The sequence below is a fragment of the Ralstonia condita genome, from assembly GCF_958405655.1.
Classification (GTDB): domain Bacteria; phylum Pseudomonadota; class Gammaproteobacteria; order Burkholderiales; family Burkholderiaceae; genus Ralstonia; species Ralstonia condita.
This window is the reverse complement of sequence record NZ_CATYWO010000001.1, coordinates 289,015-303,954: the sequence shown is the minus strand read 5'-3', so window position 1 is coordinate 303,954 and position 14,940 is coordinate 289,015. Positions and strand designations below refer to the sequence as shown.

At 65.6% G+C, this 14,940-nt stretch carries 14 protein-coding genes; 10 read left to right on the top strand and 4 right to left on the bottom strand.

All coding sequences use genetic code 11. The features are described from left to right. Positions 1 to 2: 2 nt before the first annotated feature. Positions 3 to 437: a hypothetical protein gene (locus tag R2N03_RS01410; RefSeq protein WP_316654311.1), complete on the bottom strand. Its 435-nt coding sequence runs from the start codon at positions 435 to 437 to the stop codon at positions 3 to 5. Between the two features lie 450 nt (positions 438 to 887). Here R2N03_RS01410 and ypfJ point away from each other — a divergent pair, with 450 nt between their 5' ends. Continuing rightward, complete coding sequence (gene ypfJ, locus R2N03_RS01405; RefSeq protein ID WP_316654308.1) at positions 888 to 1,775, top strand: KPN_02809 family neutral zinc metallopeptidase; 888 nt, start codon at positions 888 to 890, stop codon at positions 1,773 to 1,775. A 14-nt stretch (positions 1,776 to 1,789) separates the two neighbouring features. Here the strand turns inward: ypfJ and R2N03_RS01400 are convergent, their stop codons facing one another. Next, entirely contained in the window at positions 1,790 to 2,536 is a 747-nt protein-coding gene (locus R2N03_RS01400; protein WP_316654306.1) for an SDR family oxidoreductase, read from the bottom strand. A gap of 137 nt (positions 2,537 to 2,673) precedes the next feature. Between R2N03_RS01400 and R2N03_RS01395 the strand changes: the two genes are divergently transcribed. The 4 genes from R2N03_RS01395 to R2N03_RS01380 all read left to right on the top strand — a co-directional run bounded on the left by R2N03_RS01395 (position 2,674) and on the right by R2N03_RS01380 (position 7,542). Beyond that, positions 2,674 to 4,149: a DNA-3-methyladenine glycosylase 2 family protein gene (locus R2N03_RS01395; protein WP_316654304.1), complete on the top strand. Its 1,476-nt coding sequence runs from the start codon at positions 2,674 to 2,676 to the stop codon at positions 4,147 to 4,149. Between the two features lie 5 nt (positions 4,150 to 4,154). Beyond that, positions 4,155 to 4,703 (top strand): methylated-DNA--[protein]-cysteine S-methyltransferase, encoded by a 549-nt coding sequence (locus tag R2N03_RS01390; protein WP_316654302.1) that lies wholly within the window; start codon positions 4,155 to 4,157, stop codon positions 4,701 to 4,703. An 80-nt stretch (positions 4,704 to 4,783) separates the two neighbouring features. Then, positions 4,784 to 5,716, top strand: a complete 933-nt coding sequence (locus R2N03_RS01385; RefSeq protein ID WP_316654300.1) for a DMT family transporter — start codon at positions 4,784 to 4,786, stop codon at positions 5,714 to 5,716. A 512-nt stretch (positions 5,717 to 6,228) separates the two neighbouring features. After that, positions 6,229 to 7,542, top strand: a complete 1,314-nt coding sequence (locus R2N03_RS01380; RefSeq protein WP_316654297.1) for a HipA N-terminal domain-containing protein — start codon at positions 6,229 to 6,231, stop codon at positions 7,540 to 7,542. 16 nt (positions 7,543 to 7,558) lie between these two features. On the opposite strand, the gene R2N03_RS01375 is transcribed toward R2N03_RS01380, so the two are convergent. Further along, positions 7,559 to 7,831: a hypothetical protein gene (locus R2N03_RS01375; protein WP_316654295.1), complete on the bottom strand. Its 273-nt coding sequence runs from the start codon at positions 7,829 to 7,831 to the stop codon at positions 7,559 to 7,561. Between the two features lie 246 nt (positions 7,832 to 8,077). Here R2N03_RS01375 and R2N03_RS01370 point away from each other — a divergent pair, with 246 nt between their 5' ends. Further along, positions 8,078 to 9,481: a M20 family metallopeptidase gene (locus R2N03_RS01370; RefSeq protein WP_316654292.1), complete on the top strand. Its 1,404-nt coding sequence runs from the start codon at positions 8,078 to 8,080 to the stop codon at positions 9,479 to 9,481. Positions 9,482 to 9,553: 72 nt separating this feature from the next. Next, positions 9,554 to 10,357, top strand: a complete 804-nt coding sequence (locus tag R2N03_RS01365; RefSeq protein ID WP_316654290.1) for a transporter substrate-binding domain-containing protein — start codon at positions 9,554 to 9,556, stop codon at positions 10,355 to 10,357. A 9-nt stretch (positions 10,358 to 10,366) separates the two neighbouring features. On the opposite strand, the gene R2N03_RS01360 is transcribed toward R2N03_RS01365, so the two are convergent. Beyond that, complete coding sequence (locus R2N03_RS01360) at positions 10,367 to 11,173, bottom strand: hypothetical protein (protein WP_316654288.1); 807 nt, start codon at positions 11,171 to 11,173, stop codon at positions 10,367 to 10,369. A gap of 415 nt (positions 11,174 to 11,588) precedes the next feature. Between R2N03_RS01360 and R2N03_RS01355 the strand changes: the two genes are divergently transcribed. From R2N03_RS01355 to R2N03_RS01345, 3 genes are all read left to right on the top strand, one after another. Further along, positions 11,589 to 11,861 (top strand): hypothetical protein, encoded by a 273-nt coding sequence (locus tag R2N03_RS01355; protein ID WP_316656480.1) that lies wholly within the window; start codon positions 11,589 to 11,591, stop codon positions 11,859 to 11,861. 299 nt (positions 11,862 to 12,160) lie between these two features. Beyond that, positions 12,161 to 13,369 carry a cyclic di-GMP phosphodiesterase gene (locus R2N03_RS01350; RefSeq protein ID WP_316654287.1) on the top strand — a complete coding sequence of 403 codons (1,209 nt, stop codon included), beginning with the start codon at positions 12,161 to 12,163 and terminating at the stop codon, positions 13,367 to 13,369. After that, positions 13,351 to 14,904 (top strand): ABC transporter permease/substrate-binding protein, encoded by a 1,554-nt coding sequence (locus R2N03_RS01345; protein ID WP_316654285.1) that lies wholly within the window; start codon positions 13,351 to 13,353, stop codon positions 14,902 to 14,904. Before R2N03_RS01350 ends, R2N03_RS01345 begins: the two co-directional genes overlap by 19 nt. Positions 14,905 to 14,940: the final 36 nt, after the last annotated feature.

Sequence of the window (14,940 nt, the reverse complement as noted above, 5' to 3'; positions counted from 1 at the left end):
GTTCAGGCACCCTTGTACCAGGCCGCATTCCACGGTGCGCCCTGACCCTTCAGATGACGTGCGCCCCGATGATGGCGGCGCGTACCGCGGGACGTCCGGCCATGGCTCTCGAAGCCAGGCGCTGACTCGTCGATCGTCTCGGTCTCCGCCACCGTGCGAGCGCGGGCGGGCATCTGTGAATAGATGCGCTGCTCCATGCGATCTCGCGCCGCCGCGACGCGTTCGGGCGAGGCCGCCTGCGCGGACGGCTCGAGCTGCGCCATGGGTGCCGCAGGCCGCGACGGGACGGCACTGGCTGGTACCGCCGCCACCGCGACGCTCACGGCCTCGCCCGCCTGCGCAGTCGCCGGGGCACGGCCAGCCAGGCTTTTCACCCATGGCGCGTGATACATCCCGACGTAGGCGGCGCCCATCACCGCGATAAGGGCCGCCGCCACGTTAGTGAACGCCCCACCGACCATGGCCCCCCACGCGCGCGCCCACCAGGGCCTGCACTCGGCTGCGCGCGGCTCCGCCTCCACGTCGGACACCCGGGTCGGATCGACGTGCATGGCAGCGAGGGGAGGAGGCGCCTCCGCGGCGTTCGGCGGTGGGGCCGTCATCGAAGCAGGCAAACGCATGGTGAACACTCGGGATCGTTATTCGGAAATCGCCGCATGACACGCGCGTGACAGCGGGGCATCGGGATCGGCAGCTTTGGCTAGCAACTTTCCTGCCGGGCATTGTGCGACGCCACAAACTTCCGCAATCCGTTGCCAGCGGGGTTTTCGGATCGCGCCGCAGACGATTCCGACGGCGCCGTGGGTGCCGGCTTGCCTTCCGGACAGGTAGACTTTGCAAAGTTTACCGGGTGTGACGCCGGTGCCAGTGCATCAAGGGAGAAACACGTGCGTTGGGATGACATGCGCGAGAGCAGTAACGTGGAGGACGAACGCGAGTCCTCGGGTGGCGGTGGCTTCGGTGGCGGAGGCATGCGGCTTGGCATCGGCGGGATTGCCATCGTGGCAGTCGTCGGCCTGCTGATGGGCAAGAATCCCCTGGAAATCCTCGGCATGGTGATGCAGGCGTCGCAGAACGCGCCGGTGCAGTCCGCGCCACACAGCCCGGCCCGACCGACCGGCGAGACTGACAATGAGCGTAGCAAATCGCTCGTCACGCACGTGCTGGGCGACACGGAAGACACGTGGTCGCAGCTCTTCAAACAGGCCGGGCGCGCGTATCAGCCACCCAAGCTGGTGCTGTTCCGCCGGGGCATCCGCTCAGGCTGCGGTGACGCCACGTCCGCTGTCGGGCCGTTCTACTGTCCGGCCGATACCAACGTGTATCTGGATCTCAGCTTCTTCGATGAGCTGCGACGCCGCTTCGGCGCGCCGGGCGACTTTGCCGCGGCGTATGTGGTCGCGCATGAGGTCGGGCACCACGTGCAGAACCTGCTGGGGGTCTCGGAGAAGGTCAGCCGCGCTCAGGCCGGCAAGCCCGAACGCGTGGTCAATGCGCTGTCCGTCAAACTGGAGCTGCAGGCCGATTGCCTGGCGGGCGTGTGGGGCCACTTTGCGCAGCAACGCGGCCTGCTCGAGCGCGGCGATCTTGAACAGGCGCTCACTGCCGCCCACGCCATCGGGGACGACACGCTGCAGCGCAATGCCGGCCGCAGCGTCACGCCGGACGCCTTCACGCACGGCACGTCGGAGCAGCGTATGCACTGGTTCCGCCAGGGTTTTGATGGCGGAGACCTCCGCCAGTGCGACACGTTCCGCGCCGGAGCAGACGCCTAGCCCCGCCCTTCTCCTCAGCGACCGCCGCTGCAGTCCAGCAAGGCGCCGGTCACATAAGACGCCGCATCGGAAAGCAGCCACACGATGGATTCGGCCACTTCCTCGGGCGTGCCCGGCCGGCCCATGGGCGTGCCGGCGCCCAGACGCTGAGCGCGGTCGGGTTGGCCGCCCGACGCGTGGATGTCGGTCTCGATCAGGCCCGGGCGCACGGCATTCACGCGCACGCCATCGCGGGCCAGTTCGCGAGCCAGGCCAATCGTCATGGTGTCCATCGCGCCCTTGGAGGCCGCGTAGTCCACATACTCGTGCGGCGAGCCCAGCCGCGATGCTGCCGATGACACGTTGACCAGCGAACCACCGACTCCACCGCGCGAGGTGCACAGGCGTCGCGCCGCTTCGCGCGCCACCAGAAAGGCACCCAGCACATTGGTCTCGAACATCGTGCGCAGGCGGTGTGTGGTCATGTCGGCCACGTCCTGTGCCTCGGCCACGATGCCGGCGTTGTTGACCACGCCGTGCAGGGTCCCAAAACGCCCCGCGGCCGCGTCGAACAGCGCAATCACATCTTCATCGCTCGACACGTTGCCCTGCACCGCCAGCGCGCGGCCGCCAGCCCGTTCGACAAGTTCCATGGTCTCTTCTGCCGCTTGCCGGTTACCGCGATATTGCAGCGCGACGGACCAGCCGCGTTGCGCGCACAGCACCGCCGTGGCGCGGCCGATACCCCGGCTGCCGCCGGTGATGACGATGGTCTTGGACATGCCGGTCTCCCGATGTGTTGTTGTGCCTGCATTGTGCCGATACGCCCCGGTTCTGACACCGAGGGAGATGTCCGAATGCGGCGAACGCGCGCCGCCCGACGAGACTAGACTAGCCGTCAAATCTCCGGCTCACCACCATGCAACTCGATCACGACGCCTGCTATCACGCCGTACGATCGCGCGACCGGCGCTTTGATGGCTGGTTCTTCGTCGGCGTGACGTCCACCGGCGTCTATTGCCGGCCGATCTGCGCAGTGCGCACACCGCGACAGCAGAACTGCCGCTTCTTCTCGACAGCCGCGTCGGCGGAACGCGCCGGCTTTCGCCCCTGCCTGCGTTGCCGGCCGGAACTGGCGCCGGGGCACAGTCTGGCCGAGATGTCGTCGAACCTGGCGCGCGCGGCTGCCCGCATGATTGACGAAGGCTTTCTGCAAGAGCATGACCTGGCCGAACTGGCCACTGCCGTCGGCGTGACAGACCGCCATCTGCGCCGCATCTTCCGCGCCGAGTTCGACGTCTCTCCGGTCGAATATGCCCAGACGCAGCGGCTTCTGCTGGCCAAGCACCTGTTGACGGACACGGCAATGCCGGTCAGCGACATTGCGTTTGCAGCCGGCTTCGGCAGCGTGCGCCGCCTGAACAGCGGGTTTGCCGAGCACTACGGCTTTGCGCCGACACGCCTGCGTGCCCGCAGTGGCGGTGCGCGCACCGGCGATGGTCCCACACTCATGCTCGGCTATCGGCCGCCCTTCGCGTGGCATGCGCTGCTGGATTTCTTGCGTGCCCGTGCTGTCGACGGCGTGGAAGTGGTCGACGCAGACAGCTACGCACGCACGATCAGCGTCGACTATGCCGGCGCGCGCCACACCGGCTGGCTGCATGCGCGCAACGTGCCGCGACGCCACGCGGTGGCCCTCACGCTGTCCCCCAGCCTGCTGCATGCGATGCCTCCCGTGCTGGCCCGCGCGCGACGCCTGTTCGATCTGGACTGCCGGCCTGATCTGGTGGATGCCCACCTCGGTGCGCTCGCCGCTGACATGCCGGGGCTGCGCGTACCGGGCGCCGTGGACGGCTTTGAGATCGCGGTGCGCGCCATCGCCGGGCAGGTGATCTCGCTCGCGCATGCACGGCGCATCCTGGCTCGCCTGACGGCCGCATTTGGCACGCCGGTGCCGCAATCGCGCGATGGGTTGTCGATGACGTTCCCTTCCGCTGCCACGCTGGCGGTGGTCGATCCGCAGATGCTGTGCGCGCAGACGGGGCTGCAGGCCAGCCGCGCCGTCACCGTCGTGGAGCTTGCACGTACCCTGGATGGCGGCAACCTGCGCCTGGAGCCCCTGGAGCCGATTGCGCCAACGCTTGAGGCACTGCAAGCGTTGCCCGGTATCGGCGAATGGACCGCTCAATATGTCGCCATGCGCGCGCTGGCCTGGCCCAATGCATTTCCGCTGGGCGATTACGTGTTGCGCAAGCGCTTGGCCGCAGGCGATGGCGCGCTGCCCACGAGACGCGCAATGGTCGAGCGCGCTGAACGCTGGGCGCCGTGGCGCGCCTATGCCGCCATGCACCTCTGGCACCGCGACGGCCCCCTCTCCGCCACCGTTCCGTGCTAACCGCCATGTATCGCCACACGTTCGTCTGCCCCCTGGGCAAGCTGCTGCTGATCGCCACCGATACCCACCTGACCGGCGCGTTCTTCAGCGGCCAAAAGACCACGCCCCTGCATGCCGCGACCATGCCACCGGGCCCGAGCGAACCGATCATCCGCGAAGCACAAGCGCAGTTCGAGGCGTACTTCGCCGGCAGGCTGCATGAGTTCAGTCTGCCGATGGCGCCCGCCGGCACGCCCTTCCAGCGGGATGTCTGGCGCCTGTTGTGCAGCATTGCCTTCGGTGAATGCACCACCTATGGCCAGATCACCGCACGCCTGGGCCTCACGCGTGAGCATGCGCGCGCGGTGGGCACAGCCATCGGCCGTAACCCGATCTCGATTGCCATCCCGTGTCACCGCGTGGTCGGCGCCGATGGCACGCTCACCGGCTACGCCGGCGGCTTGTCGCGCAAAGCCGCGCTGCTGCGGCTCGAAGGCCATCCCGCGCAGGTGGGCATACGCCTGCCGGTGGTCGGTGATGCCCGCCAGCATCCGCTCGACCTGGCCCCGGCATGAAAGCCGTGGAGCGCGGACAATGACGCCCGCATCCCGCCTGCGGCGGGCCAGACCTCACACCACCCTATAGAGACCGCTCCATGCGCCGCTCCGATGTCTTGGAACTCCTGACGCTCGCCGCCTTGTGGGGCGGCTCCTTCCTGTTCATGCGTGTGGCCGCTCCGCAGTTTGGGCCGGTGGCGCTGATCGCGCTGCGCGTAGCCATCGCATCGTGCTTCCTGGTGCCCGTGCTGACCTGGCGCCGGGGACTGAGCGGGCTGCGTGCGCATTGGCCCCACCTGCTGGCGGTCGGTGTGCTGAACTCGGCCATTCCGTTCTGCCTGTTCGCCTATGCAGAGCTCACACTCACCGCGGGCTTTACGTCGGTGCTCAATGCGGCAGCACCCCTGTTTGCGGCGATCGTGGCGTTTGCGTGGCTCGGCGAGCGGATGTCGTCGCTGCGCGTGCTGGGGCTGGCGATCGGCTTCGTCGGCGTGATCGTGCTGGTGGGCGGTTCATCGGCCATCGATGCCAGGCAAGGGGGAATGGCGGTGGCCGCGGCGCTGTCGGCTACCGTGCTATACGGCCTGGCCAGCAGCTATACCAAGCGCTTCCTGACCGGCGTGCCGCCGCTTGCCGTGGCGGCCGGCAGCCAGCTGGCGGCCGCCGCTGTGCTGGCGCCGCTGGCGTTCTGGCTGTGGCCCGCCCAAACGCCTACCGGCGGTGTGTGGCTGCACGTGATCGGTCTGGGCATCGCATGCACGGGCGTCGCATACATCCTGTTCTTCCGTCTGGTTGCACACGTGGGACCGACGCGCGCGGTGTCGGTGACGTTTCTGATCCCGGTGTTCGGCGTGCTGTGGGGCATCCTGTTCCTGGGTGAACAGTTGACGCTCAACATGGTGTTCGGCTGCGCGGTGATCCTGCTCGGCACGTCGCTGTCCACCGGTGTGCTGGCGCCGGGCAAGAAAGCGCGTACAAAGCCGGACGGTACGATCGACGAGAAGGATTCGATGCTGCGCTCCGGCCGCTGAAGCGTCGCGCCAAACCACCGGGTTGAATGGCGCGCTTCGATGCGGTCACGAACTTGTCGAAAAGGCGGTGTATTTTTTTTTCGCTTTTCATTATCGATGCACTGTGTTCTGCCATTCGTGCAATGCATCAAGTTTCTAAAAGAAAGCCATCTGGCCTAGCGTTGTAATAAATACGTCGTCGTGCGCGGCCATGGCAATTTCTTCCATAGCCCTGGCCGCACCCTGCCACCAGCTTTAAAGTTGGTGAAAGCCTGAAAGAAACATCGAGGACATCGCCCTTCAAGCAGGCGATCTTAACGATCCGATAATCCGATTTCAGAAACTTGCAGCATTGAAATCGGCGCTTTTCAATGGTTCATCAAATTTTCTTTGTTATGCTCGGACCTCGGTCGATGAGGGGCGTGCAAGGGAATCTCCGCAGGGTATCTGCGTATCGTTGATTTCCGATTGCTGGCGGATCCTCCGCAGCGCGGCCGACCAAGCACGCTCCATCAAATACGCTGGAATTGCGCATGCTGGACGTCTATCTGAACAAGCATCTGATCGGTCGAATCTCGGGCGGCCGCCACGGTTGGGCGTTCAGTTACGACGCTCGGTGGCAGACGGCCTCCCAGGGCTTTGACCTGAGTCCGCACTTGCCCCGCGCTGACGGCACCGTCGCCGACACGGCGCAGACGCACCCGGTGCGGCATTTCTTCGAGTATCTGCTGCCCGAACCGGCACGTGATGCACCCAAGACCGCGGCGGCGGCGCTCGAGCATCTCGCCCAGGCGGCCCCCGATCTGGATGGTCCGCTGACGCTGGTTCCCGCCGGCGTCAAACCCAGCAACGGTCGCGCGGACGGCCTCTCTGAACGCGATGTCGTGCTGCAATTCCGGCAAAGCGTCGGACGGCCGAACCCGCCCACACCGCTGCAGGTGGCCGAACCCCGCGCTCGCTACGGCACAACCCATGCAGCGTCCAAACCCGAAGCGATCCACCTGCCCTTCCTCGCATCCAACGGTCTGCCGGTGTCGATGTGGCTGGGCCGTTTTGCCGCGCCGGCCAACGCTGCACAATCCAGTCATTTCGTGCGGTTGGACCTGGGTGAAGGCGCCCACCTTCCCTATGCCACCATCAACCATTGCTGGGCCACCCTGCTTGGTCGGAGCATTGGGCTGGAAACACCATTCCTCGGTCTGCGGCAGTTTCCGGAGACCGCTGCCGTCGTCCAGCGGCTGGATCGCACGCTGCGCTGCAAGAGTGATGACACGGCACTCGTGCAGGCACGCTATGTGGTCTCTGCCGTCCAGCTGCTCGGGCTCTCGCCGGGGCACCGTTTCCTGCCCATCACGGTTGAGCAGGTCGCTCAATGCGCACGCCTGTGCGCCGACCCGACGGCTGCCACGGCATCGCTCTTTCGCTGGATGGTCTTCTGCCTGCTGATCGGCGGGCGCAATGCATCGGCGGGCACCCTGCATTTCCACATCGGGCCAGACGGTATCCGTCTGGCCGCACACGATCACCTGTTCTGCGCCGCGGTCTACGCGAAGGAGTGGGACACCGATGCCCTTTCGACCGACGCCCAAGCCCGGTACGACGCCATTGACCAGGAGGCCTTGCTCGCGCTGGCCGACCATCTCGGCTACGACGCAGCGCAGGCCCGCCGCGAACTGCTGCGCCTGATCAGCATGCTGGCGCCGCAATCGTCCTTCGTGGCGACGCATCTGTCACAGGCGTTGGGACATTCGCCTACGCGCGCGGCAGAAATCGACTTTCTCGCGCGCATCCACCGTCATGTGTCGGAGACGGCGCGGCGGTTGGGTGGCAAAGCCGCGGAGATCTGAAACCGATCGCGATCGCCTAGCGCACGCCAAGGCTGACGGTGCCATAGCGGGCGTAGCCGTACGCCGCGAGCGTGTCCATGGCTTCGGCTTCCGCCCGGGCGAACGCCAAAGCCAAGGGGTCGGGGCTTCCTCCACCGAAGGCGAATGCCTGGTAGGCCGCAAACGCCTCGCGTGGCGATACCGCGCTGCGCTCAAGCACCCGCTGCGCGGCTTCCAGAGCCGCGCGAACCGTCGCATCCGCAGGCGGGGCATCGCGAAACGAGAGCTGAAGACACATCGCCGGCGTCATTCGAGTTGCGATTCCAGGGAGCGGCAGACCCATCCCAGTCTAGGCAAGCCCCCAGCCGGTGCCAACTCCTGCGAAGGCCTGTCGGGCCCTTGGCATGACATCCGGATACGGTCGGCGCCGGGGCATGACTGGCGACGGGTCTATCCGGGCTGCCCCGGGGTGTATGGCAGCGCACGCCACTGCATAATCAAAACGCTTGATCAAGCAACAATATGGCCAAAAAAGCCCGCAACGCAAGGAGACCCCATGCCCGCTCGCCCCACCCGCTTCCAGCACGCCGCGCTCGCCTGGCTGCTCGCAGGCATCGCCGTTCCGGCACTCGCACAGACATCGCTCCCTGGCGACGCGTCGGCAGGCGCCTCCGCGACTGCCGCCAGCAGCATTGACGTGGCCCAGGTCAAGCCAGCTGTGGATGCAGCGGTCAATGCCGAATACGGCCAGCTCGATGCACTCTACAAGGACATCCACGCCCACCCGGAGCTCGCCTTTCAGGAAACGCGTACCGCCGCCAAGCTGGCCGCTGAAATGCGCAAGATCGGCTTTGAGGTGACGGAACATGTGGGCAAGACCGGCGTGGTGGCCGTGTATCGCAATGGCGCCGGCCCGACGATCCTGGTGCGCACCGAACTCGACGCGCTGCCGATGGAAGAAAAGACCGGCCTGCCCTACGCAAGCCACGTCCGCACGAAATGGAGAGGCGAAGACGTCGGCGTGGCGCACAGCTGCGGACATGACGTGCACATGGCGTCCTGGGTGGGCACCGCAAAAACGCTCGTCGCGCTCAAGGACCGTTGGCACGGCACGCTGTTGTTCGTAGCGCAGCCCGCCGAGGAAACCGTGTCTGGCGCGCAAAGCATGATCGACGACGAGTTCTTCAAACGCTTTCCCAAACCCGACTATGCGTTCGCCCTGCACACCGGCCCAGGGCCGTATGGCGCGATCGTCTTCAACAGCGGCCCGATCACGTCCAACTCCGACGGGCTGGAAATCACCTTCAAGGGCCGCGGCGGCCACGGCTCCGCGCCAGACAAGACGATCGACCCGGTGATGATGGCGGCGCGCTTCGTGGTCGATCTGCAGAGCGTGATCAGCCGCGAGAAGGATCCGCAGGAATTCGGCGTGGTCAGCATTGGAGCCATCCAGGGCGGTAGCGCAGAAAACATCATTCCCGACAGCGTGCTGCTGCGCGGCACGATCCGCTCGTACAAGCCGGCAGTGCGCCAGAAGATGCTCAACGGCATTCGCCGCACGGCCAAAGCGGTGACGGACATGTCGGGCGCACCGGAGGCCGACATCAAGATCACCGAGGGCGGCAAAGCCGTCAACAACGATCCCACCGTCGTGGCACGCACCGAGGCGGTGTTCAAGACCGCCTTCGGCAATGACCGCGTACTGCGGGTGCCGCCCATTACCGCCAGCGAAGATTTCTCCGCGTTTGTTGACGCGGGCATCCCTTCGATGTTCTTCTTCATCGGCGCGAATGATCCGCAGGCGTACTTTGCTTCGCTCAAGCCGGGTGCCAAGCCGCTGCCGATCAATCACTCGCCGCTGTTTGCGCCGGTGCCCGAGCCGACCATCAAGACGGGCGTCACAGCGATGTCGCTGGCAGTGCTCAACGCGCTCCAGTGGAATACGGCTTCGGGCCAGTAAGCTCACCGACGGGGGCGCGGTACCACGGCAGCCGCGCCCGATTGCTTCTTCTTTCAGATGGGGAGTCGTTTCATGTTCAATCGCATCGTCCGCGCGAGTGTCTTCGCGCTATGCGCCTGCCTTGCCGCGCCCGCGCTGGCGCAGGCCACCAACCGCCTCGACGAAATCATCGCCCGAGGCACCTTGCGTGTCGGCACCACCGGCGACTACAAGCCCTTCAGCTACAAGAACCCCGGCGACGGTCGCTTCATCGGCCTCGATGTGGAAATGGGCGAACGCCTGGCCAAGGCGCTGGGCGTGAAACTCGAAGTGGTGCCGACCACCTGGTCCACACTGATGCAGGACTTTGCAGCGGATCGATATGACATCGCCATGAGCGGCATATCCGTGACGCTCGAGCGCCAGAAGAAGGCGTTTTATTCGATCCCGTATCAGCGCGATGGCAAGACGCCGATCACGCGCTGCGAGAACCAGGCCAAATTCCAGACCTTGGCGCAGATCGATCAGCCCAACGTGCGCGCGGTCGTCAACCCTGGCGGCACCAACGAGAAGTTCGCACGAGCACATCTGAAGCAGGCACAGATCCGCGTGTACCCGGACAACGTGACCATCTTCAATGAAATCGTTGCCGGCCGCGCCGACCTGATGATGACCGACGCGGTTGAAACGCGGCTCCAGCAGAAGCTGCACCCGGAACTGTGCGCCGTGCACCCGGACGCTCCGTTCGACTTCTCGGAGAAAGCCTATCTGCTGCCGCGCGACGTGGTGTTCAAGAACTTCGTCGACCAGTGGCTGCGGCAGACCATCGAGAGCGGCGAATTTGGCAAGCGCTTCGACGCCTGGCTGGCGTATCCGTGGAATACACCCGCCAAATAAGCGAAAGCTTCAATGGAGGTCGGCGCGCTGTCCGTGCTGCAAGGCCAGGGCGTCACGCAGCAGCGCGTCCGTCATGTCCCGACCCAGCAGTTCTGGGTCGAAGCGCGCCGAAAAGCGCGTCGAGCACGATTCCACCTGCAACACCACTTGGCCAGGCGGCAGCAGTTCGATGTCGACATGGACGTCCTCGTCGTCTTCGGTGAAGGCGTGCAGAAGCGTCAGCGCACGGTAGCCGTCCGCACGCTCCACGGCGGCTTCGGTCCATGCCGGCGCCAGCAAGGCGCAGTTGACCAGCGTCTCCGGCTCGTCCGGACGATACAGATGCAGGCCCATCATGGTCGACGCGGCATCGGCCACGCTTGACCACTCTTCGGCCTGGATCAAATCGCCCAGAAGTCGGATGTCGTCGACGGCGGCATCCGTCTGCACATACGCGGCACCCAGGAAGAACGCGGTCTCATCACGAAACCCGCCGGCAGCCGTGTTGCGCCACAGCCGATGGCCACCCTTGCTGCCCAGGGCCACCTGCGACAGCACCTTCGCGGCGCGTGCGCCGTCGGCGCCCGACCACTGGTCCACCGCACCATGCGAGAACAGGCGATCGGCCATCACCAGCCCCACGCCGTCCGGCAATACACGCGACTCAAGCCATTTCGCCAGCACGTGCACGCCGCCAAAGGGCATCTCTGGCCGGCCTACCGCATGTGCGCGCACGCGGCCGTTTTCCGGTACGTGGAATGGCATGGCGAACAGCCTCGCCTGGTAGGCAACGCCGTCGACGTCGAAACGGGCGATGGAAGCGGTGGTGATGGGCATGATGGCCTTCCTTCTTGCTGCACGGCCGGGCAGAAAACAGCGCCCGTTCCTGCATCAACGACCATCTGCGCTGAAGGTTTAGGGGCAAAACGCCCCATCCTGGGGAGCGGAATCGCCTCGCCTGTAACGCAATGCAACAATTCGGCGCGTGCCGGAGCGGAATCTTTTGCCAGGCACAACGTCAGACTTCCGCATTAAGGGTTATCCCGTATCTCACATTAATGTTTCAAATCAATGACTTATGTGCAGATTCGGGGGCTTGAGGGGTCACAATTGTTCTTATTTTTTGAACAAACAGTTTAACGGAACCACTTTTTTACCCTCCAAGCAACGACTAAGCTTATGCCATCGCGTTACCGCACTGCAGCGAATACGCCCCGGCAGTAACGTTCACCCCCCGACTGTGGAGTCCATGATGAAAACCAAGAACCTGATTCTCGCCTCGCTGATCGCTGTTGCCGCCGTTCCCGCTTTTGCCGCCGGCGTGCAGGGCAAGGACCCGTACACCAACGGCCAGGCCGTGACCAAGGCTGACCCGTACACCGACGGCGCCCGCAAGGCAGACATCTACACGGACGGCGCACTGCGCAAGACCGATGCGTACACCGATGGCCAACTGCGCAAGGCCGATCCGTACACGGACGGCGCCCTGGTGGGCAAGGCCGATCCGTTCACCGACGGCCAATAAGCATCGTCGGGCGCGCGCTGCGCGTCCACCGAACACCAATCTCTCCCTCCCCGTTTGCCGGGCGCTCCAGTCGCCACCGGCATCGGTTTCCCGAGGCGGTCCTTCAAGGCCGCCTGTTTTTTTGCCTATCGCGGGCGGAGCCTCCACGCCTCCTCGCCCCCCATGTGTCCGGGCTTTCCCTGCTCAAGGCCCCGTGCAGCCGTCCGATATGTTGGAAGGCAACCATCGGCACAGCGGCGCTATTTTGCGCAAACACTCCGCTGCGGCCGCCATCTGGACTGGGGGATGTAGATATCAACATGCGCAAGCGCATTGCCATTGAACACCTGCGGGTAGGCATGTATCTGGACGAATTTGTCGGCTCGTGGCTGGACCACCCGTTCTGGCGGGCCCGCTTTCGTGTCGAAGATACCGGCCAGTTGCAGCGCCTGCGTGCCAGCGGCATCCGCGAGGTGTGGATCGATACCGCGCGAGGAACAGATGTGCCCTGCACACCGGCGGTACCATCGCCCCCCGGGCCCTTGGCGGCGCCGCCAGGCACGGCGGAAACCGCCATCACGCCGCGCCCGATCAGCTACGCAGACGAGATGCGCCGCGCCGCGCGCCTCATCAGCAAGGCGGAGGTCGCCGTGCAAGCCCTATTTGCCGATGCACGCATGGGCCGCACCATCGAAGCGCGCGACGCGCTACCGCTGGTCGAGGCGATTTCCGGCTCGGTGGACCGCCACCCGAGCGCGCTGGTGAGCCTGGCGCGCCTGAAAACGAAAGACCGCTATACCTTCCTGCACTCGGTGGCTGTATGTGCGCTGATGGTGGCGCTGGGCCGCCAGCTCGGCCTGTCCGATGACGAAGTGCGGGATGCCGCCCTGGCGGGCCTCCTGCACGACATTGGCAAGATTGCCATTCCGCCCCAGGTGCTCAACAAACCCGGCGCACTCACGGCCGACGAGTTCCGCAGCGTGATCGCCCACCCGCAAGCGGGGCACGACATCCTGGCCGGCGACAGCAGCATGCGCGACATTGCCCTCGACGTGTGCCTGCACCACCACGAGCGCATGGACGGAACAGGTTATCCGCACAAACTCGCTGGCGAGGGCATCTCGCTCTTCGCACGCATGGGCGCGATCTGCGATGTGTATGACGCCATTACCTCCGACCGTCCTTACAAGAAAGCCTGGGAAGCCTCCTACGCCATCCAGCGCATGGTCGAATGGCGCGGCCACCATTTCGACCCGATGGTCTTCAACGCGTTTGTCAGGAGCGTAGGCATCTATCCGGTCGGCACGCTCGTGCGATTGCGCTCTGGCCGGCTGGCCGTGGTCATGCAGCACGTGCCAGGGGCATTGCTCACGCCCACGGTCAAGGTATTCTTCTCGATAACGTCGGGTACGCGGATTGCACCCGAACTGATCGACCTGGCGCAGACCGGCGACCAGATCGTCTCGCGCGAAGAGCCCCGGGACTGGGGCCTGACCGACCTCAACGAACTTTGGATACACGGCGACTGATCGGCAGTCTTTTCTTGCGGCGCATGCTGAAATGGCTTGCGCTGGGCTGGCTGACGTGCTGTGCATGGGCATGCGCCGACCAACCGCTGCGCATCGGCTCCAAGCGTTTCACGGAATCCTACGTGCTGGCCGAAATCCTCACGCAGACCGCCGCCACGCGGGGCGCCGCAGAGCACGTTCCCGGCCTGGGCAACACTGCCATCGTCTTCGCAGCGCTCCAGAGCGGCAGCATCGACGCCTACCCCGATTACCTCGGCACCATCGCCGCTGACATCCTGCATCTGCCCGTCCGGCAAGCCGCCAACCCCGACCAGGCGACCCTGTTGGCCGACGTCAACCGCGCGCTCGCGCCGCTTGGCCTGGCCGCCGGCGTACCGCTGGGGTTTGAAGACACGTACGCGCTCGCCATGCGCGAAGCCGACGCCAGGCGCGAACAGATCCGCACGCTCGCCGATCTTGCCTCGCACCCAGCCCTGCGCCTTGGCCTGTCCCATGAATTCGTCGGCCGCGCCGACGGCTGGCCTGCGATTGCAGGCCGCTACGGGTTGCCACAGCATCCGACTGGCCTGGACCATGGTGTCGCCTATGACGCGCTGCGCGCCAGGCAGGTCGACGTGATCGACATCTACTCCACCGATGCCAGAATCCGCCGCGAACACCTGCGTGTGCTGGACGACCCTGCACATGTCTTTCCGCGCTACGACGCCGTGGTGCTTTACCGCGCCGACGTGATGCGGCGGCACCCGGCGCAGTGGCAAGCGATCATCGCGCTCGCAGGGCGCATTCATCCCGATGACATGGTGGCGATGAACGCGGCCGTGGAACTGGAAGGCCGTTCGTTTGGGCAGGTTGCGGGCGCGTTTCTGGCAGCGCGGGGCAACACGCCGGTTGCCACACCGACCCGCGCGTTCCTCACGCAATTGACCGACGGCCTGTGGCGCCTGACGCAACGGCATCTCACCCTGGTTGCCATTTCGACCGGCGTTGCCGTGCTGCTTGGTGTGCCGCTTGGGCTGGTGGCAGCGCGGCGGCCGATCAAGCAGCCGATCCTCGCGCTGGTGGGCGTGCTTCAGACGATTCCGTCGCTGGCGCTGCTGGCAATGCTCATCCCGATCGTCGGATCGATCGGCGTGGTGCCTGCATTGATCGCGCTGTCCCTGTATGCGCTGTTGCCCATCGTGCGCAACACCATCGTCGGCTTGGAGCAAGTGCCCGATGGCTTGCGCGACGCCGCGTTGGCGCTCGGTTTCACGCCCTCGCAACGTACGCGCGTGGTGGATCTGCCCCTGGCGCTGCCGATGATTCTGGCGGGCATCAAAACGGCCGCCGTCATCAGCGTGGGCACGGCCACGATCGCCGCGTTCATTGGCGCGGGCGGCTACGGTGAGCGCATCGCGACCGGACTCGCACTCAACGACAGCACGACGCTGCTGGCAGGCGCCCTGCCTGCGGCTGTGCTGGCGCTGCTGGTGCAAGGTGGATTCGAAGTCGTCGAGTGGCGGCTGCGCCGGCGCACCGGCACCTCGCTCCGCTAGCAAGCGCCAAGGCGCTGCATCCATTACCATGCGCGG